Genomic DNA, 17715 nt, shown 5'->3' on the forward strand with positions numbered 1-17715 from the left:
GTCGTCACCCGGCCTCTACCGCAGGTAGAAGGGGTAGACGAGGTTGCCCGGGCGCAGGTCGAGCAGGTGTACGTAGGCGATGTCGATCCACACGAGGGTCGGCTCCTCCCCCGGGGTCACGGCGACCTCGGTGACCCGGATCCGGGGCTCCCAGGCGGTGAGCGCCTCGGCGATCTCGGCGGCGATCGCGGTGCGGGTGGCGGGGGTGTTGGGGGCCATGAGGTGGCGTCGCAGTCCGCAGCCGAAGGTGGGGCGCATGATGCGTTCCCCGGGCTCGGTGTCGAGGATCGTCTCGACGGACTGCCGGACCGCGGCGGCCCCCGCGACCCACCCGAGCCCGCCTCCGCCTCCGCTTCCGGGCCGGAACGGGAACCGCACCCCGGTCCCGAGCCGGGCCTCGCCGGCGGACAGGGCTCCCGGGCCGCGGCCGCCGGGAGCGGATGTCAGGGCGTCAGATGCTGCCATGGCGTCCATGGTCCGCAGGGACCGTCACCGGGGCGTCTCCCCTGCGGGGCCGAGGTCACTTCCACCAGCCTTCCTCGCGGAGCTCCGGCTTCAGCTGGTTGATCGCCTTTCCGTACTTCTTGCCGAACTTCGACTCGATGTCGTCGATGTCCTTCTCCACGGCGGCCTTGAACTCCTTGCGCTTCATCAGGCGCAGCTGGTCGGCCCGGTGCTCCTTGGATTCGTCCCAGGACCCCGTACTCAGGACGCGGGGGTGGATCCACTTGCCCCAGCGGTCCTTGAGCCCTCGATGGTCCATCTTGTCCATCTGGATCGCCGGACCGCGGGCAAAGGACAGATCGCTGATCTTCGAGAAAACGCCGTACGGCGGGATGTGGTTGATCTCCGTACCGGCGAAGTTGTTCCCGGTCTTCGGGTTCTTCAGGCCCCCGTGCCGGCCTCCCTCGAACTCGGCCAGGTACTCGTCCTTGTACTTGCCTCGCGTCTTGACGCTCCGCACGCGGCGGTCGACGCCTTCCTTCCCGGGTTCGTCCGCCGGGTCCTTCGGAGCGGCATCGATCTTCGGACCCTTCACCTTGGGGCTCATCCCGGCCGTGATCTGCCACTTGTCCGCCTCCAACGCGGCGTCGAGGACGGTGAAGCCGTGCTTCGTCCTGATCCCGGCCAGCGCGTCCCGCAGCTCGGTCTCGTCGTACGGGTCCTTGTGCGAGCGCTCGGCGAGCTGACCCAGCGCCTGCAGGCCCGCCAGCCAGCGGTCCTTCTTGTCCGGTGGCGGAACCTCATGGCCGTCCTTGGCCGGCTTGCCCTTGGCCGGGGCGGGGGCCGCCGGGGCGGGGGCCTTCGCAGGGGCCTTGGCAACGGCCTTGGCAGGGGCCTTGGCCGGAGCCTTGGCCGGAGCCTTGGCCGGGGTCGTCGGGGTGCCGGGGTCCTTCCAAGCGCCCTTCTTCTGCTCGTCCTTGGCCGACTTGGCCGGGACGTGGTCGCCCACCAGGTCCGTCAGGAACTTCTCCGCGTTGAAGTCCACCTCGCCGAAGGTGATCTCGGGAACCTTGCCCGAGCCCAGGACGTGCTCGACGTCAGCGCCGATGCCGAACTCCCCCGGCAGCGGGTACTCCAGCTGGGCCAGCGGCCAGTTCCAGCGCTTGTCCGGTGCCGGGGACCACCACGGGCTGTCCAGTTCGACGAAGAGTTCGCCGCCGAGCCCCAGGAAGGGCTGGGCCGCGATCTCCATGTGCCCGGCCAGGAAGAACTCCCCGTGCTTGCCCGCCTTCGGGTCGGCGACCTCCCGGTAGCCGATCACCGGCGTGGCCTCGACGTAGCCGCGGACCCCGGCGAGCGCGATCAGCGCGATGCCCGCCTTGATGTCGTGGCCCACGAGCTGGACGCCCGCGCCGCCCTCGGCCTTGAGCCGCAGGCCCGCGTAAGCGGAGATGTTGAGGGTACCGGTGAGGCCGAAGCTCTTGAGCACCTCCGGTTTGGTCGACCAGGTGCCGGTCAGCTCCATCCGGTCGAGCGTCGCGGGGCCGACCCTCGCCTCCGCTTCGAGGCCGATGTTGGCGAACAGGAAGACGTTGCCGACGAGCGGGACTCCGTAGAGGGCGCGGACCTCGAACTTCGCGAGCTGCTTGAGGTATTTCTTCTGCTCGAAGAGCGGCTTGTCCATCTTCGGCAGGATCTTGCCGACCACCGTCACATCGCCGTGGTGGTCGACGACCACCAGCGCCTCACCTCGCAGCCAGTCCGCCAGCTGCACGCTGACCGTGCCCCAGCCGGCCACCACCCGGGGGCCGGGCCGCGGACCCGTGGGCTGTGCCGGGGCCGCCGCCGGATCCGGGGCCGCCGCCTCCCCCGTCACCGCCTTCGCGGACTTGACCTGCTCGGGGAGTTGGCTCTGCGTCAGCTCCTTCGCCGTCCCGGCGTCGGTGGCGAGCAGCGTCACCTCGCCGTCGAACTTGTCGTTGGCGTACCGGACGGTTCCCCGTACGTCGACGAGCCCCGCGGCGAAGGCGGCCGTCACCTGCCCGGTGAACCCGCGCAGCGCCAGGTCCACGACCGCCTTCCCCGACAGCGCCCCGTCCGGCCCCCGGAGCACCGGCACCTCCACCGAGCCGAGCCCGGCCACCGTGCCCTTCGCGACGGCGTCGAAGGTGACCAGCTCGTTGGCGAGGCCGAGGCTCCCGGAAGCGCTGAGGAAGCCGCCCAGCGTGAAGGACATCCCGCCGGCCTTCACCACCAGCGTCGGACCCCGCAGTTCGTTCTCCACGCCCGCCAGGCGCAGACCGCCCACGCCGTGCCAGCCCAGCGCCTCGGCGGAGCCCTGGAGCGTGTCGAACAGGCCCCGGGCGCCATCGAGCAGTACGCCCTTCACCATCGCCGAGGCGTGCCCCTCCGGTACGCCGTCGCGCACGCGCAGGGCGAGCACCGGCTCGATGCCCCGGGTGCGCAGCGGCAGCAGCAGCGGGTGCAGCAGCGGGACCGGCTGGAGGCCGCTCCCGGGTCCGGTGACGATCCCCCGGTCGGTCTTGCAGAGGTGGAGGGTTCCGGCCGCGACCTGGCCGAGGCGGACCCGTACGGGCCCGCCCGCGGCCCCCTTGCGGTCCAGGTACTCCTCGACCGGTGCGGGCACGGCGAGCGCCGCCCCGCCCTGCAGGGCCAGTTCCTCCTTGGGGACGTCGGGCGCGACGACCACGCGGGACAGCTCGTCCGCGAGCTTCCCGGGGGCGGCGGCGGGCGCGGGGCCCGCGGGTGCCGGTGCGGGGGCAGCCGGAACGGGGGCGCGGGCCGGTTCCCGGGCCGCGGGGGCCGGAGCTGCCATCTCATCCCCCCTCGCACAGCGGGTCGTCGACCGGCGGCTCCGGCCGGGGCGCCGCCGGGACCGGGGCGGTGGCCGGCGGAGTGACCAGGTCCACCAGGTCGTCGAGGTCGTCCTGGGCGAAGGCGTCGCTCGCGTCCCTGAGCCGGGCGCCCGCGCCCTTGGCACCGAGGAGTTCGTCGAAGGCGTCCGTCTCCGCCTGTCCCATGTCGGCCAGGGTCCTGGTGCCGTCGAAGAAGGCCTTCAGCGCGGCGGCCGCCTCCAGCGAGGGCGGCAGGCAGAAGCGCAGGGCGAGCAGCCACCACAGCTGGAAGAGGAACACCACGATCGGCAGGAACATGCTGAACAGGAAGAACGCCACGATCATGAAGATCTCGAGGGCGAACGTGCAGGTCCGCGGGAAGGTGCCGGCCACCGAGCCGCCGCTCGGGGTGCCGCCGCCCGGATCGAAGGACATCTGTGAACCGGGCGGGCTGGTGATCGCGACCCCGCCGGGGCCGGGCGGCGCGGCGGCCCGGGCGGCCACCGCCCGCAAGTCGGGCATGGTGATGGAGATCTTCCGGTTCTTGGTGCCCTCCGGGTCGAAGAAGGGGGCGAGCCGGAAGGGCTCGGTGGGCTTGCTCCAGGAGATCTGCGGCGGGCATTGCTCATGGCCCGGCCGCGGGGTGCGCCGTACGAAGCAGCGCAGTTCGTAGACGGAGCGGTCGTCGAGCTTGGGGCCGCCCCGGTCGTCGTGGTCGGCGGAGGCGGTCGGCACCACCCCGAACCACAGCGACCGCTGGGGCGGCGGCGCTCCCTGCCTGCAGTCGCCCGAGCGGGCGGGCAGCCGCCACATCGGCAGCTCCTGCTCCCGGTCCTCGGGCCGGCCCGCCGGCGGCGGCTCGCCGAGCCTGCGCCACTGCCCTCCCGCGGCTCCGGCCATCCACGCCTGGGTCTCCTTCTTCAGGTCGACCCGGCCCAGGAGTTCGCGGTTCTCCTCCTCGAAGGCCGTACGGTGCGCCAGGTCGGCCCACAGCACGTCCTGGGCCTCCGAGAGGTACGGGCCCGTGTCCGGGGCCGCCCGGTTCCCGGCCGCGAGCAGCTCGGACGTCAGCCTGCGGGAGAGCGTGCGCAGCACCTTGGGCGGCGCGCTCATCTCCACGTGGCGCCGGCGCATCACGAACCCCACCTCGAGGCCCTCCGCGGACTGCGGGCGCGGCAGCCCGGGCCGGTCGCAGAAGAGCTCCACGACGACCGCGTAGAACCGTTCGTGGCTGGGCTGGTAGAGCTTGCGCAGCCGGGTGCGGACCAGCTGGTGGGTGGCGAACCGGGCTCGTCCCGGGCCGCGGTCGGCGAGGTCGACGGGCACCGGGAACGACCAGACGTCCTCGTCGGGGTCGAACTGCAGCGAGTCGCGCGGATCCGCCACCAGCGCCCGGACGAACTCGGCTGAGGCGTACTTCTGCAGCGCCGGGGGGTGCGCCGAGGGGTCGAAGCGGTCGAAGTGCCCGCGCTCGCAGGCGTACCAGGGGGCGAGCACCTTGAAGCCGTGCCCTTCGGCGGCTGCGGCTGCGGCGGTCACCAGATGTTCCCGGCGCCGGGGGTGTAGGCCGGGGAGATCACCACTTGCTCGGTGACCAGCGTTCCGCATTTCACCAGGCCGCTGAAGGTGGACAGCGGGGCGTTGACCGCGACCACGGGCGCCTTGACGTCGACGGACACGTTCGCCTGGACCTCCACGGCGGTCGGCGTCAGGCGCACCACGCAGCCGCCGCTGTGCCGGATCGTCACCTGCTGGGTGGCGTCGTCGAGGGTCACCTCGTGGCCGGACGCCATGGTGATCCGCACCTTGGCCGCGCCCCGGGTGTCGTCGAACTCCAGCCTGCTGTCGGCCCTCGACCGCAGGGCGCGCAGGTTGTTGGCGTCCTGCGGCTCGTGCGGCAGGGCGGTGCGCCCGTTCCAGGCCGCGCCGAGCACGTACGGGCGGCGCGGGTTGCCCGCCTCGAAGGCGACGACGACCTGGCTGCCCACCTCGGGCAGCACCAGCAGGCCCTGCTCGTCGTCGGCGTACGGGGAGCAGAGCGTGGCCCAGGCGCGTACGTCGCGGTCCCCGTCCCTGCCGAGCCAGGGGAAGCGCACCTCGACCCGGCCGAGCCGCTTCTCGTCCACGATGTCGGTGACGAACGCCGGGTAGACGCCGAAGTATCCGGGGGCGGAGCCGTCCGCGGGGGCGGGCAGGGACATCACACCACCTCGTTCAGGCTGGAGCGTTCGGCGTCGAAGCGGGTGCGGAAGCCGTGGTCCGCGTCGAAGGTGTGCCGGATCCTGGTGACGTAGTACCCCTCCCCCTCGAACGGCGCGCCGACCGAGCGCAGGGTGAGCCTGCCGCCGACGACGAGATCGGGGCTGCCGTTGGTGGTGCCCGCGACGGTCACGAACCGGCGTCCGCGGCGCAGCATTTCGGCGCGCGCCCAGGTCCCGGCCTCTTCGGCGCTCAGGGCGGCCTCCCGGACCCGCAGGCTGGTGCCGGGCCCCAGTGCCCGGGCCAGGAGCCCGGCCCCGGTGCGGCCGCCGGCCGTCTCCGCCTCGACGACCTCGGGGCCGGCGCGCTCGTCGACGACCTCGCGCCGGTCGGCGTCGTAGCCGGTGACGACGACCTCGCTGCGCTGGTGGGCCAGGTCGGCGGCGAGCCGGACCGACATCAGCTCGCTGCCGTAGACGAGGGTCTGCGGGGGCGTGCCGCGGCTGCCGCGGGGGCGGAAGTGCAGGGTGCGGCCGGTGGCCCACAGCTCGGCCTGGACGAGCCGGGCCCGTTCCCGCAGGAAGGCCAGATCGCTCTGGTTGAGCTGCTGCACGACGTCGTAGCGGGGCCCGGGGACGTCCGCGTCGGCGCCGAGCCCGTGCTCGCGGGCCACCTCCTCGGCGACTCCCGCGTCGGTGGTGTCGTGGTAGGTGCGCATCCGGCGGGTCATCCGCAGCCGCATCAGCGCGTCCTCGGCGTGGACGAGGACGAGCGGCGGTTCGCCGTCGCCGAGGACGAGTTCCAGGCCGGAGACGACGCCCTCGAAGACGTAGCGCTGGCGGGAAGGCGGGCCGAGGGCGACCTTGAGGGCGCTGCCGAGGCCGACCGTGGACCCGTCGAGGTGCCGCAGCCGGTCCTGGGGGCCCTTGGCCCCGGCGCCGACGGCGAGGAAGTGCGCGCGCAGGGTGCGCAGTCCCTCGACGCCTTCGGCGACCTCCAGGCGTACGCAGTCCCGCGCGAGGTCCCTGACCAGGGCGCCGCCCACCTCGAAGACGGGTGAGACGACCGCGATCGCCGGCTCAGTCATCGAAGCCCTCTGCCGCGACGCGGGCGGCGAGCCAGGCGGCCCGTTCGCAGGCCTCGCGGTGGTGCTCGGCGGCCGCCCACTTCCCGCCGGCCCGGTCCGTACCGGTGGCCGGCGGTGCGGCGCCGCCCGTGGGCACGACGTCGGTGTGCAGCTCTCCGATGTACACGCTCATGGCGGGCCTCCTCGCGGTGTCCACCTCAGGGTGGTCGGGCCCGCGTCACGGGCGCGTTGCTCGCAGTCGGCGGCGGCCCGGCCGGGTGCGGCGGGCGGCAGTCGCTCCCACGGGGCGGCTGCGGGGTCGGGCGGCGGGATCTCCTCGCGCCGGGCCCGGTCGGCGAGGCTGCGGCCGCCGCCGGCCCGGACCTCGGCGAGGGTCGCGGGATCGGCGCGGGCCCGCAGCGGTATGCCCTGGCCGTAGCCGAGGGAGCGCCGGTCGGGGACCTGCGGCGGGGCGTACCCGGCCGGTCCGGGCCGGGCCGGTCCGCGTACGGGCGGGCCGGCCGGGGCCGCGCCGCCCGGCGGGCCCGGTGCCGCGGCGGCCGGCACCTCGAAGCTCTGCCGGGCCCGCGCGGTGGCGGAGTCCGCTGCGGCGCCCGCCACGATGTCCGCCGACGCGGCGATCCCGCCCCCGGCGCTGAGGACGAAGCCGGCGAGCGCCGGATCCGCCCCGGGCCCGCCGGCCGTGCCCAGCGCCGCGGCCAGCCCCCCGACGGAGGTCGGCGCGGCGTCCCCGGCGAAGCCCGCCGAGAGGCTGATCCCGGCCGCGGCCGCGAACCCTGCCGAGACCTCCGCGCCCAGCTGGACGGAGGCCCCCGCGGCCAGGGTCAGCGGGCTGTCGAGCCCGCTCATCGCGCCGCGCCAGGCCGCCGGGTCGAGCCCGAGCCGGGACAGCAGCTGCTGCGCGGACTCCCCGTCCTGGGCCTGGACGACCTGCCGGGGCCGGTTCGTGCCGGACGTACCGGGCGCGGCTCCGGTCCGCTGGTCGCCGGCCTCGGTGGCGGTCCGGGCGTCGCGGGTGGCGGGGCCCTCGGCGTGCGCCTGGTACGCGAAGTTCTGCTCGACGATGGTCACCCCGACCTTGGCCCGCAGCGGGGTCCCGTCGGGCGCGAAGTGGTCGAGCTCCTCGTTGACCTGCGTGACGATGCCGTTGTAGCGGAGGGTGCCCCAGACGAAGCGGACGGCGGGCGGCGGGTCGGAGGGCTTCGCCGGGGGTTCGACGAACTGCCGTACCAGGGCCGTCCAGCGGCGTACGTCGACGTACTGTCCGCCGCCGCGCTGTTCGGCGGTGTCGAATTCGAGGTCGAAGGTGAGGGTCGAGCCCTCCTGGGCGGGGTGCTGGACCTTCTGGTTCTTCGTGGTCGCCCCGCCCCGGTCGACGTTGTTGTTGCGGCTGATCCGCAGGGTGGCCGGGTTGAACTGCACTTCGAGGGGCCGGCTGTCCTCGGCCTCCTTGACCAGCGGCGGCTGGTCCTTCCCCGGCTGGGCGGTCACCGTGAGCCGCTGCAGGGTGGCGTGGACCAGGGCCGTCACGGGGTCCGCTCCAGGCGCAGGCCCTCGTGGGCGATGTGCAGTTCCTCCACGGCGATCTCCCCCGTACGGGCGTTGAGCGTCGGTCCGGTGATCTTCAGCGGCAGTCCCCGGACGAACGTCCAGTGCGCGACCACCCGTCGGCCGGCGGGGTCGAGCACCTCGACGTCGCCGTCGTACCGGGGAACGGGGGCGCCGCCGGCGACCATGCCGTGCAGCCAGTCCCACAGGCTCGTGTCGGCGCTCCCTCCGTCGGCGGCGACGAGCATGCCCCGTTTGAGGACGAGCGGCTGGAGTCTGACCCGCCCCACCCGGCGCACCACTTCGTCGTTCGCGCCGCCCTGCAGGTACTCGCGGACGTCGGCCTCCAGGGCCAGCCCGGCGCATTCCTGGAACCCTCCGTCGCCGAGCCGGTCGGGGGCCCGGTCCGCCGCTCCGGGGCCGGCCGCCGCGGAACCGGGCGCGCCGGCCTCGGACGGCGGCCGGGGGATGACGGGAGGCGGCTCGGCGGTCCGGCCGGGCGTGGCACTGCGCGTGAGCCGCACCCGGAACCTGAAGGTCTGCACGAGCTCGGGCACGCTCACCTCACGTCACCGCCACGGCGCCGTCGGCGTCCTGCGCGATCCGCAGGACGAGGTATTCCAGAGGGCGTGCGGGGGCCACGCCGATCTCGGCGACCAGCCGTCCGAGCCCTTGCGACCAGCCGGGGTTGAGGCGCTCGTCGCAGCGTACGAAGAAGGCCTCGTCCTCGCTGTCGCCCGCGAACGCACCGCTCCGGTACAGCCCGCGCAGCAGCCGGACGACGGCTCCGCGCAGCTCTTCGCGCAGCTGCGGGGTGTGGGGTTCGAAGGCCAGTCCCTGCGCCTGCCGGTCCAGGACGAGCCGCAGCATGGTCATCAGCCGGCGCACGCCGAGCTGCACGTAGTCGGGGTCCCGGGACAGGGTGCGGGCCGAGGCGAGCCGGTAGCCGTCGCGTTCGGCGCGGAACACGTCGATGCCGAGCAGGTGCAGCTCGTCGCAGTCGGCGTCGCCGAGCCGCTGCACCGCGGTCACGGCGCCGGCGGCCAGGGTGTTGGCCGGGCCCCAGGGCAGTCCGAGGCTCCGCTCGCGCTCGGCGATGATCCCGGCGGCGAACCCGGAGGGCGGGACCTGCACGGCCAAGCGGTCCGGATCGTCGGGCGCGACGACGCCGAGCCAGGGGTGGTACGCGGCGGCGTACGTGCTGTCGAAGGCGGCCCGCCAGCGGGCGACGGCGCGGACGGGGAGTCCCGGGGGCACGTCGAGGAGGGCGACGAACCGACGTTGGCGCTCCGCCAGGGCGACGAGCCGCTGCTGGCGCCGCAGGATCTCGGGCAGCTGGGCGGCGCCGTCCAGGAGCAGGCCGCGCGGGTGCGCCGGGTGGAGGGTCATGGGCGCAGGCGCCGGCGGGCAGGGCGCGAAGCGGGCGCCGACGTCCCGCGGCGGGGCCTCGGTGGTGGGGAGGGCCTCGCCGTACTGCCAGAGCAGATCGGGTACGCAGAGCAGCCCGACCTCGGGGACGAGTGCCATCCGGTCCATGCCGACGGCCTCGGAGGATCCGGGGTCCTCGACGCTCTCGGCGCCGCCGACGGGCAGCAGTTCGACGGGGACCGGCCCCTGGAAGCTGTCGGCGCCGATGCCCTCGTAGCGGTCGGCGCCCGGGCGGACGGGCCGGGAGAGGGCGGAGCCGAGGAAGGCGTCCGGCGGGAGCAGCGCCGGGGGCCACGGCCCGTCGGGGGTCACCAGCAGGGATTCGGCGGCCAGTACGGCGGCGGCGTACCGGGGGTGCGCGGGGCTCAGCCCGAGCTCCGCGAACCGCTCCTGGCGGGGGTGGGCGGGGTCGCCGTCGGCCACGGTGACGGTGGCGGTGACGAGCTCGGCCTCGAGGGTCAGCGGCCGGGTGCCGAGGCCGAGGCCGATTCCACCGCCGGGCGGCCGGTCCAGGACCGCGACCCGGCCGCGTCGCCCGGACGCGTCCTGGCGCTCGGCCAGTTCGAGGATGCGGAAGAACGTCCCGGCGGCGGGCAGCCCGGGGCCCCGTACCCGCAGCACGGAGCCGGCCGGCGGCGTGCGCCCCTCGGGCAGGGCCAGGTCCCGGCCGGTCACGGCGGCCTCGAACTGCCCGGCGCCGGTGAACTCCCAGCGCACCGAGAGCCGCCCGCCCCAGCCTCCCTCGTTCCGGGCGCGCAGCCCGATCCCGCAGGGCGCCCCGCCGCCGGGGTCGGCACCCGGGGCGTCCGCGCGGGCCAGCGTGACCCGGTGCAGGGCGCAGGACTCCTCGGCCGCGGGATGCGGGGCCCGCGGCAGCGGCGCCACCCGCAGGACATGGGCCCGTGCACCCCCCTGGGCGAAGAAGGCCCGTACCGCGTACGGCAGCAGCCCGGGCCCCTCGAAGCCGCCGAAGTACCGCTGGTAGTCGGTCCAGCGGTCGACGGCGACCGGCTCGTCGACGGGCCCGCGGGGTGCCACGCCGACGAACCCGGCGATGTCCAGGCGCACCGGCCGCAAGGAGGGCGGCGCCGGGCGGGCGTCCCGGTACACCCCGGGCGCCCCGAGCCGCAGTCCGGGCGGGCTCACAGCGACTGGAAGTCGATGCGCTCGGCGACGAGGTGGAGCTCCTCCATCGCGACCTCTCCGCCGCCCTTGCCCGTGAGGGTGGGGCCGACCCACTTCTTGGGCTGGGCGGCGCGCAGCACCCAGGCGCAGACCGGCTGCCGTCCCTCGTCGTGCAGGGTGACGGTGACGGTGCGGGCGTCGTACGCGCCCTCGCGGGTGGCCTTGATCCAGTTGAAGAGGCGCAGGTCGCCGATGATCCCGCGCTTGAGGGTGACGTCGTTCGTCGTATTGGTGTTGGCGATCTTGCGGACGTGGTTCTCGGGGTCGTTGCCGTTGCGGTACTCGGAGAACTTCACCTCGTTGCCGGCTCCGCTGAAGTCGGAGAAGCCACCGGCGATCTGGTCCTCGCCTCCGGTGTCACCGAGTTTGACGAGGAAGTTGAAGGCTCCGTAGGGGTTGTTGCGCGTGGCCATGGGGGGTACCTCCCGTTCTGCGGGGCGTCAGCTGCGCTGTGCGTCGGCCGTGAACTGTCCGATGCGGAACACGACGAACTCGGCGGGGTAGGTGGGTGCCACGCCGATCAGGCAGATCAGCCGCCCGTTGTCGAGGTCGTTCTGGGTCATGGTGGTGCGGTCGCAGCGGACGAAGAAGGCTTCCTCGGGCTTGGTGCCGAGCAGGGCGCCGGTCCGCCAGACGGCGATCAGGAAGTCCTCGACGGTCTGCCGGACGGAGGCCCACAGCCGCTCGTTGTTCGGCTCGAACACCGCCCACTGGGTGGACTTCTCGATGGAGTGCTCCAGGTAGATGAACAGCCTGCGCACGTTGACGTACTTCCACTCCGGGTCCGAGCTCATCGTCCGGGCGCCCCACACGCGCCGGGCCCTGCCCTCGAAGAAGCGCAGGGCGTTGATGCCTTCCGGGTTGAGGACGGCCTGCCGGTCGTAGGTCACGTTCGCGGTGAAGTCGTTGATGCCGAGGAGGACTTCGTTGGCCGGGGCCTTGTGCACGCCGCGCTCGACGTCGCTGCGGGCGTAGATGCCGGCGACGTACCCGGAGGGCGGCACCTCCAGGACCGGCGGCGGTGCGCCCGGGTCGGGGCGGCGGCTCGGGTCGGTGATCCGGACCCACGGGTAGTAGAGGGCGGCGTACTTGGTGTCGAACTGGGCGCGGAACCGGCGCACTTCGGAGATCGAGCTGTCGCGGGGCGGGTCGACGATCGCCATCCGGTAGCGCAGCCGCTCGCAGTGCCCGATGAGGAGGTCCACCGCGGTCTTCTGCTCGCCGGTGCCCAGGGTGACGGTGTCCGGGAGGGCGACGATGGCGATGTCGTCGATCTCGGCGAGCGCGCCGAGCCCGCGCGCGGGGTCGGTGAGGCTGTCCGGGTTGGCCTCCTGGCCGCCCAGGTCCTGCGCCGACAGCTCGAGCCCGTCGCCGCCGTGGGCCAGGTGGACGCCGGGCTGCCCGAGGGAGAGGAGGGCGTCGAGCCGGGCGCCGGGGGGCGGCGGGGGCGCTCCGGCCGCGGGCTTCACGGTGTCCAGCCAGACGAGGGAGAACTCGTCGGCCGGGTCGGCGGCCTGGAGTACGCGGCCCACCGAGCGCGGGTGCCGGTCGTCGAGCTCGAGCTCGTTGTAGACGTCGACGCGGTCGTCCAGGCGTACGGTGACGGCGAGCGTCAGGTGGAAGGCGGCGGTTCCGGCCGCGACGGGCTCGAAGTCGACCTGGCCCTTCAGATATCCGAGGACTCCGTCGGCGCGCCGGATGACGGTCCTGACCCTGTCGGGCACCGGCGGTGTGTCGTCCGGGAGGGACGGCACCGCCCCGCCGCTCAGCTGGACGACCTCCACCGCGGCGCCCTGCTGCACCCCGGTGAGCCGGGGCGCTCCGTCGCCGCCGGCGACGAGGATGTTCTTGCCGCGCCGGAACGTCACCGCGACGGAGATCCCGGCGCCCGCCGAGCCCGGCCAGCGGGCCCGCCAGTACAACAGCGGGGCGCCCTGCGCGGGGACGGCCAGGGAGGCGAAGTTGGCGTCGACGGCGGGCGGCGCGTCCTCGGCGGCACTCGTACGGACGAACGGGAAGACCCTGGACACGTAGAGCCGGCGCCCGCCGTTGGCGAAGAAGGCGCGTGCGGCTAGGGCGAGTTGGCAGTCGTCCTCACCGATCTTCAGCCCACCGAAGGCCCGTTCGTACTCGGTGAAGCTGGTGACCAGCGCCGGTCCGGGCAGCACGGTGGGACCGCCCGGCAGGATGTAGGGCACGGGTCCGTACGCGGTCCGCCCCGCCATGGCGAAGGTGCTGGTCGGCACGCCCTCGATGGACCGTGAGCGGAAGCTGGTCTCCTCGACGTAGACGCCGGGGGTCAGGTACTCGGGCATGTACGGGTCTCCTCGGTCATGGGTCAGGCGGGGGTGTGCGGCAGGTCGGCGGCGCGGACCACCCGGCCGACGGTGAGGGTGCGGACGGTGTCCGCGGCCGCGGTGCGGTACCCGGCGGGGCGGGAGGTACCGCGCAGCACCTCGTTGTCGAGGTCCTGCGGGCGGGGCGGATTGGCGCTGCGGACGACCGGCTCGGCGACCGGGCCGGCCGGCGGATCGGCCGAGGCATCCGCCTGGGGGCCGGCCGGCGGGTCGGGGGCGTGCGTGCGCAGCGCGACGGGAAACCGGGAGGGCGCCGGGTACGGGAGCACTCCGACCCCGTCGATCAGCAGCAGCACCTGGCCGTGCTCGTCGCCGTGGGCCCAGCCGAGCGGGACGCCGCCGGGCCCGAAGGCGTCCACCCGCGGCCAGCGCACGGGGGTGGCGGCGGCGTCCGGGCGCGTGACGCGGAACCGGAGGCCGGTCGTGCCCTGCGGTACGGGGTAACCGGGGCCGGGCAGCAGCCAGGGGATCAACAGCCGGGCGTCCGCGCGGACATGGGGCGCGGTGGGCGGCTGCTCGTCGGAGCCGGAGAGTTCGGCGCGGGTCCACAGCGGTACGGAGAAACGGCGCGGGATCCAGCGGCGCGCGGGGTCGTCGACGCGTACGGTGACGGCGGCGGGGAGGCTGCCCGCGGTGGTGTGGCGCAGCACGAATCCGGTGGCGCCGTGCCCTTCGAGCGGCCGGACGAGGTCCTCCCCGCGCCGGCGGCGCCCGGGGACGGGGTGCTCCTCGTACCCCACGCGCAGCCCCGGCCCGGCGGCGGCGCGGCTCCTGGCGTCGAGCGGCCGGACGGCCAGCGCGAGCCGGTGCAGTACGTCGACCCGGCCGGCCTCGACGGTGATCCGCCCGGCCGGTCCGTCGGGCGCCGTCGGCCCGCCCGGCGTCATCGGAGCGGCTCCGGCGCCGTCCCGGCGGTGACGACGGTGACCTCGCCCGGGGCGGGCCCGGCCGGCCCGTCGATCCGGATGACCCGGGCGACGTAGGGCAGGCAGAGCCGGTAGTCGGTGGTCATCGCCTGGAAGGCCTCGCTCATCGAGTCCATCGCCAGCTCGTCGGGGACGATCTGCACGGAGTCCCCGGCGAGCCAGTCCCCGCTCGGATGCAGCAGGGGCCCGGTGAGCAGGCCCTCGCTCTCCAGGACCCGGGCGACCAGCCCCAGCCATTCGAGCTCGGCCTCCACGAACTGGTCCCAGGCGGCGATCATCAGGTGCATGCGCAGCGGCAGCCGGGGCAGCCCGTCCTGGGCCGCCATCGCCGCCAGCGCGGGCCGGGTCTCGCGGTCGATGCTCAGCCGGTAGCAGTAGACGGACACCGCCGGGTTGTGGATGACGGAGCCCGGGGTGTCCACCTTGTCGAAGTCGACGGGCCCGGCGAGGACGGCCTCCGGGCGGCGCCCCGCCGGGATCTCCTCGGCGAAGCGCCGGTTGAGCAGCGCGACGACGCTGCGCCCCACGGCGGCGAGTGCCCGGTATCCAGCCATGGGCCGATGCTGCGGCCCCTCCCGTCACGGGGGCGTTGCGCAACGCCCCGGGGACGGGCGCCGGCGACGGCCGGGCCGCGCCCCCGGCGATGGCCGGGCGACGAGCCGGTGACACCGCGCGGCCCACACTCGGGGGGCGCCTGCCCCCTCACCCAGGAGAGCCCACCATGAGCAGCACCCCGCACCACCACCCGGCCGGCACCAGCACAGGCGGCGGCTGCGATCCCGGCGCGATCGACGAGCTCGCCTGCGTCGCCGCGGGCATCCAGCGCCGGGCCGAGGTCACCCAGGAGCACCTGCCCCAGCTGCGGGAGTTCCAGGAGAAGTTCAACAGCGCCCGGACCCAGTACACGAAGGCCCGGCTGGCCGCGAAGACGGATCTGGACGAGGCGGCGGCGACGCTCGGCAAGGTCCGCGAGCAGATCCGCTGCCGGGTCACGCACGAGCAGCGCCACTGTCTGCAGCAGGCCGTCGACAAGGTCTTCGACGACATCCGCAGGTGCCGGGGAGGTTGGGGCTGCTGTGTGGACGACTGCGGGTGCGAGTTCGACGACACGGTCGGCAGGGACGACACGGTCGCGACGCTCTCGGCGCGCATCGCCCGGTACACGGCGGACACCCTGAAGGCCGCGGCCTGCTTCACCGACCTGGACGGCGAGCTGACGGCGCTGCCCGAACGCGCCGCGAAGATCAAGACGGAGGCGGCCCAGCTGCTGGCCGACGTCTGCGACGCGGTCCTGGGCAAGGACGTCGTACGCCTCTACGCGCGCCTGATGGTGCTGCTGCGCCGCATCACGGAGGCCTGGCGGGGCTTCGAGACGGTCTCCGAGTTCGTCGACTGCCTGTGCAAAGCGCTGCTGTGCGTGCTCAAGGGCTGGCAGGCGATCGCCGTACTGGAGGGCGCCCGCGCCGAGCTCGTCTGCAAGGAGGAATCGCGCAAGAAGGCGTGCGAGCGCAAGCAGAAGGAGACGGTCGAGGAGGTGATGGCGGAGTACGCGCGCCTGTGCCCGCCGTGCGCCGCACACCCCGACGAGGCCGAGGAGGAGGACCCGGACGAGGACCGCACCGCCGACGCGGCGTAGTCCCCGTGCCCTCCCCTCGGCCTGCGGCCCGGGCTACTCCCAGTCGTCCCAGGGCGGGTCCGTCTCGTCGAAGTCGAAGGGCGGTTCCTCGTCGGCATGCGGGGCCGCGGGCTCCGGCGGTGCCGCCTGGGAGGGCGCGGACGCGGGCTCGGGGGTGCCTCCGGTCCCGGCCAGGGTCTCGAGGATCCCCTCGGCGTACTTGGCCAGCTTCGCCTCGCCGACGCCGCTGATCGTGCCCAGCTCCTCGGCCGTGCCCGGCAGCCGGGTCGCGATCTCCCGCAGCGTCGCGTCGTGGAAGACCACGTACGCCGGCACGCCCTGTTCCTTCGCGGTCGCGCCCCGCCAGGCGCGCAGGGCCTCGAACACCGGCACGGCCGCCGCCGGCAGGTCGACCGGCACGCGGGCGGCCTTCCCGGAGCCGGAGCCCGAACCGGACGACTTGCGGGACGCCGCGGCCGGCGCCGCCTCCTTGCGCATCGGAACGCTGCGGCGGCCGCCCAGCACCTCGCCGCTGGCGTCCGTGAGCACCAGCGTCCCGTAGTCGCCCTCGACCGCCAGCAGCCCCGAGGCCAGCAGCTGGCGTACGACTCCGCGCCATTCGGCGGTGCTCAGCTCTGCCCCGACCCCGAAGACCGACAGGGCGTCGTGGTCGAACTGGATGACCTTGGCCGTCTTCTTGCCCTGGAGGATGTCGATGATCTGGCCGGCGCCGAACTTCTGCCGGCGTTCCTTGGCCAGTCGCCACACCGTGGACAGCAGCTTCTGCGCCGCGACCGTGCCGTCCCAGGACTCGGCCGGCGTCAGGCACGTGTCGCAGTTGCCGCACGGCCCGGCGGCCGCCTGCCCGAAGTACGCGAGCAGCCGTACCCGGCGGCACTCGACCGTCTCGCACAGCGCGAGCATCGCGTCGAGGTGCGCGGCCAGGGAGCGGCGGTGCGTCTCGTCGCCTTCGGAGCCCTCGATCATCTTGCGCTGCTGCACCACGTCCTGGAGCCCGTACGCGAGCCAGGCCGTGGCCGGCTCGCCGTCGCGGCCGGCGCGGCCGGTCTCCTGGTAGTAGCCCTCGACCGACTTGGGCAGGTCCAGGTGCGCCACGAAGCGCACGTCCGGCTTGTCGATGCCCATGCCGAACGCGATCGTGGCCACCACCACGACCCCGTCCTCCCGCAGGAAGCGCGCCTGGTTCGCCGCGCGCGTACGGGAATCCATGCCCGCGTGGTACGCGACCGCGTCGATGCCGTTCTCCACCAGGAACGCGGCCGTCTTCTCCACGGAGGCCCGCGACAGGCAGTAGACGACCCCGGCGTCGCCTTCGTGCTCGGTGCGGATCAGCTCCAGCAGCTGCCGGGCCGGGTTGTTCTTGGGGGCGATCCGGTACTGGATGTTCGGCCGGTCGAAGCTGGCGACGAAGTGCCGGGCGTCGCCCTCGGCCAGGCCCAGGCGGGCCGCGATCTCGGCGTGGGTGGCCTCGGTCGCCGTCGCGGTCAGCGCGATCCGCGGCACCTTGGGCCAGCGCTCGTGCAGCATGGACAGCGCGAGGTAGTCGGGCCGGAAGTCGTGGCCCCACTGGGCCACGCAGTGCGCCTCGTCGATCGCGAAGAGCGACACCGTGCCCCGGTCGAGCAGCCGCTGCGTGCCCTCGGTGCGCAGCCGCTCCGGGGCCAGGTAGAGGAGGTCCAGCTCGCCGGCGAGGAAGGCCTGCTCGACGGCCTGCCGCTCGTACGGGTCCTGGGTCGAGTTGAGGAAGCCGGCCCGCACCCCGAGGGCGGTCAGGGCGTCCACCTGGTCCTGCATGAGCGCGATCAGCGGCGAGATCACCACGCCTGTACCGTCTCTGACCAGCGCCGGGATCTGGTAGCAGAGCGATTTGCCGCCGCCGGTCGGCATCAGCACCAGCGCGTCGCCGCCACCGGCCACGTGCTCGATGATCTGCTGCTGCTCGCCGCGGAAGGAGTCGTATCCGAAGACGCGGTGCAGCACCTGCAGGGCATCGGGGGTCTCGGTGGGCGCGTCGACAAGGCTCATCCCAGAAGCCTAGCGACCTCCACCG

Annotated in this window: 15 protein-coding genes; 1 reads left to right on the top strand and 14 read right to left on the bottom strand. The window is 74.1% G+C overall.

What is annotated here, in order from left to right:
- Nucleotides 1–15: 15 nt before the first annotated feature.
- From ACZ5WG_RS21010 to ACZ5WG_RS21070, 13 genes are read right to left on the bottom strand one after another with little or no spacing between them, the layout of a single operon-like run.
- On the bottom strand, nucleotides 16–465 hold the full coding sequence (locus ACZ5WG_RS21010) for a GPW/gp25 family protein (protein ID WP_468725000.1): 450 nt from the start codon (nucleotides 463–465) through the stop codon (nucleotides 16–18).
- A gap of 55 nt (nucleotides 466–520) precedes the next feature.
- Nucleotides 521–3280: a hypothetical protein gene (locus tag ACZ5WG_RS21015; RefSeq protein ID WP_468725001.1), complete on the bottom strand. Its 2760-nt coding sequence runs from the start codon at nucleotides 3278–3280 to the stop codon at nucleotides 521–523.
- Nucleotide 3281: 1 nt separating this feature from the next.
- Nucleotides 3282–4838, bottom strand: coding sequence for a hypothetical protein (locus ACZ5WG_RS21020; RefSeq protein WP_468725003.1), 1557 nt, complete (start codon nucleotides 4836–4838; stop codon nucleotides 3282–3284).
- Nucleotides 4835–5500 carry a phage baseplate assembly protein V gene (locus tag ACZ5WG_RS21025; protein ID WP_468725004.1) on the bottom strand — a complete coding sequence of 222 codons (666 nt, stop codon included), beginning with the start codon at nucleotides 5498–5500 and terminating at the stop codon, nucleotides 4835–4837. Before ACZ5WG_RS21025 ends, ACZ5WG_RS21020 begins: the two co-directional genes overlap by 4 nt.
- Nucleotides 5500–6585 (bottom strand): phage late control D family protein, encoded by a 1086-nt coding sequence (locus ACZ5WG_RS21030; protein WP_468725006.1) that lies wholly within the window; start codon nucleotides 6583–6585, stop codon nucleotides 5500–5502. Before ACZ5WG_RS21030 ends, ACZ5WG_RS21025 begins: the two co-directional genes overlap by 1 nt.
- The gene (locus tag ACZ5WG_RS21035; RefSeq protein WP_468725008.1) at nucleotides 6578–6757 is read right to left on the bottom strand and encodes a hypothetical protein; all 180 of its coding nucleotides are present in this window, start codon (nucleotides 6755–6757) and stop codon (nucleotides 6578–6580) included. The genes ACZ5WG_RS21030 and ACZ5WG_RS21035 overlap by 8 nt, the downstream gene beginning before the upstream one ends.
- Nucleotides 6754–8115: a CIS tube protein gene (locus tag ACZ5WG_RS21040; RefSeq protein WP_468725010.1), complete on the bottom strand. Its 1362-nt coding sequence runs from the start codon at nucleotides 8113–8115 to the stop codon at nucleotides 6754–6756. Before ACZ5WG_RS21040 ends, ACZ5WG_RS21035 begins: the two co-directional genes overlap by 4 nt.
- Complete coding sequence (locus tag ACZ5WG_RS21045) at nucleotides 8112–8696, bottom strand: phage tail protein (protein WP_468725011.1); 585 nt, start codon at nucleotides 8694–8696, stop codon at nucleotides 8112–8114. The genes ACZ5WG_RS21040 and ACZ5WG_RS21045 overlap by 4 nt, the downstream gene beginning before the upstream one ends.
- A 1-nt stretch (nucleotide 8697) precedes the next feature.
- Nucleotides 8698–10707: a phage tail sheath subtilisin-like domain-containing protein gene (locus ACZ5WG_RS21050; RefSeq protein WP_468725013.1), complete on the bottom strand. Its 2010-nt coding sequence runs from the start codon at nucleotides 10705–10707 to the stop codon at nucleotides 8698–8700.
- Entirely contained in the window at nucleotides 10704–11159 is a 456-nt protein-coding gene (locus tag ACZ5WG_RS21055; RefSeq protein WP_030155191.1) for a phage tail protein, read from the bottom strand. Before ACZ5WG_RS21055 ends, ACZ5WG_RS21050 begins: the two co-directional genes overlap by 4 nt.
- Before the next feature lie 27 nt (nucleotides 11160–11186).
- The gene (locus ACZ5WG_RS21060) at nucleotides 11187–13061 is read right to left on the bottom strand and encodes a phage tail sheath family protein (protein ID WP_468725014.1); all 1875 of its coding nucleotides are present in this window, start codon (nucleotides 13059–13061) and stop codon (nucleotides 11187–11189) included.
- Between the two features lie 23 nt (nucleotides 13062–13084).
- On the bottom strand, nucleotides 13085–13990 hold the full coding sequence (locus tag ACZ5WG_RS21065; protein WP_468725016.1) for a hypothetical protein: 906 nt from the start codon (nucleotides 13988–13990) through the stop codon (nucleotides 13085–13087).
- Nucleotides 13987–14583 (bottom strand): Pvc16 family protein, encoded by a 597-nt coding sequence (locus ACZ5WG_RS21070; RefSeq protein ID WP_468725017.1) that lies wholly within the window; start codon nucleotides 14581–14583, stop codon nucleotides 13987–13989. The genes ACZ5WG_RS21065 and ACZ5WG_RS21070 overlap by 4 nt, the downstream gene beginning before the upstream one ends.
- A 167-nt stretch (nucleotides 14584–14750) precedes the next feature.
- Here ACZ5WG_RS21070 and ACZ5WG_RS21075 point away from each other — a divergent pair, with 167 nt between their 5' ends.
- The gene (locus tag ACZ5WG_RS21075; protein ID WP_468725018.1) at nucleotides 14751–15665 is read left to right on the top strand and encodes a hypothetical protein; all 915 of its coding nucleotides are present in this window, start codon (nucleotides 14751–14753) and stop codon (nucleotides 15663–15665) included.
- A 33-nt stretch (nucleotides 15666–15698) separates the two neighbouring features.
- On the opposite strand, the gene recQ is transcribed toward ACZ5WG_RS21075, so the two are convergent.
- Entirely contained in the window at nucleotides 15699–17690 is a 1992-nt protein-coding gene (recQ, locus tag ACZ5WG_RS21080; RefSeq protein ID WP_468725020.1) for a DNA helicase RecQ, read from the bottom strand.
- Between the last annotated feature and the right edge of the window lie 25 nt (nucleotides 17691–17715).

This window comes from Streptomyces sp. NPDC032745, assembly GCF_055579465.1.

Bases quoted from the DNA above. Each gene is read 5' to 3' on its own strand.
- ACZ5WG_RS21075 (WP_468725018.1), top strand. From the start codon at position 14,751: ATGAGCAGCACCCCGCACCACCACCCGGCCGGCACCAGCACAGGCGGC.
- recQ (WP_468725020.1), bottom strand. From the start codon at position 17,690: ATGAGCCTTGTCGACGCGCCCACCGAGACCCCCGATGCCCTGCAGGTG.
- ACZ5WG_RS21060 (WP_468725014.1), bottom strand. From the start codon at position 13,061: ATGCCCGAGTACCTGACCCCCGGCGTCTACGTCGAGGAGACCAGCTTC.
- ACZ5WG_RS21035 (WP_468725008.1), bottom strand. From the start codon at position 6,757: ATGAGCGTGTACATCGGAGAGCTGCACACCGACGTCGTGCCCACGGGC.
- ACZ5WG_RS21065 (WP_468725016.1), bottom strand. From the start codon at position 13,990: ATGACGCCGGGCGGGCCGACGGCGCCCGACGGACCGGCCGGGCGGATC.
- ACZ5WG_RS21010 (WP_468725000.1), bottom strand. From the start codon at position 465: ATGGCAGCATCTGACGCCCTGACATCCGCTCCCGGCGGCCGCGGCCCG.
- ACZ5WG_RS21055 (WP_030155191.1), bottom strand. From the start codon at position 11,159: ATGGCCACGCGCAACAACCCCTACGGAGCCTTCAACTTCCTCGTCAAA.
- ACZ5WG_RS21015 (WP_468725001.1), bottom strand. From the start codon at position 3,280: ATGGCAGCTCCGGCCCCCGCGGCCCGGGAACCGGCCCGCGCCCCCGTT.
- ACZ5WG_RS21030 (WP_468725006.1), bottom strand. From the start codon at position 6,585: ATGACTGAGCCGGCGATCGCGGTCGTCTCACCCGTCTTCGAGGTGGGC.
- ACZ5WG_RS21070 (WP_468725017.1), bottom strand. From the start codon at position 14,583: ATGGCTGGATACCGGGCACTCGCCGCCGTGGGGCGCAGCGTCGTCGCG.
- ACZ5WG_RS21025 (WP_468725004.1), bottom strand. From the start codon at position 5,500: ATGTCCCTGCCCGCCCCCGCGGACGGCTCCGCCCCCGGATACTTCGGC.